Here is a 715-nt window from a genome sequence, read left to right as displayed (position 1 = left end):
GTGGTCGTTTCTTAAAGAGCATGGGAAGATATATGGTTATGAGAAAATTGTTTGGACGAAGGTATTATTCTGGCGGCAGACGTGCTGCAGTAAGCAGAAGTGCAGGAAATGGAACTGGCGGCGGTACAGGTGGAAATGCTGGAAGCAGTTCTGGAAATGAACCGGCGCCTTCAGGTGAAAGCAATTCACAGAGGGCATCATCACATACAAATAATAGTGGCAGTAAGCCTGTAAGAAAACCTGTGGGAGAATCTGCAAACGAACCTGTAAGGAATCCAGTTGGAAATAATGAAAATGCGTCTAAAAACGACGGAAGAAGATCGGAAAGTGAATGGACTACGATCTACCAGGCTGATAAAATGCCGTCGGCAGGTACAAAAGCCGGAAAACGTGTCGGTATGGTTATGGATTCCGGAAAGCGCCTGAAGGATCGTATGAATCTGGTAAAGGAAAATGTAAAGAATACACCGACTGAAATAAAATATCAGGCAGGACTGCACCGAAAAGCAATGGAACAGAATGTAAAAGACTTTAAAGAGGGCATAGCCGGAGAACGGAACAGAAGAGAAACGGGACGTCTGCAGGAACGAAACCGGATTCAGGCAGATGCAGGAAGGAAACGCCGTGAAATGTATCTTGCGAAGCGAAGAAATGAAACTGCATTAAAGCGTTATGATGGAATTGACTTCCACCAACGGATTCCGGTAAATGGAAA

At 44.9% G+C, this 715-nt stretch carries 1 protein-coding gene; it reads left to right on the top strand.

Annotated elements, in window-relative coordinates; all coding sequences use genetic code 11:
* Positions 1 to 38 precede the first annotated feature (38 nt).
* A partial coding sequence (locus DXA60_RS18525) for a hypothetical protein (protein ID WP_147345419.1) occupies positions 39 to 715 on the top strand: 677 nt, incomplete at its 3' end.

The sequence above is a fragment of the Roseburia sp. OF03-24 genome, from assembly GCF_003463035.1.
Taxonomy (GTDB): domain Bacteria; phylum Bacillota; class Clostridia; order Lachnospirales; family Lachnospiraceae; genus Roseburia; species Roseburia rectibacter.
This window is presented reverse-complemented; position numbering and strand designations above follow the sequence as displayed.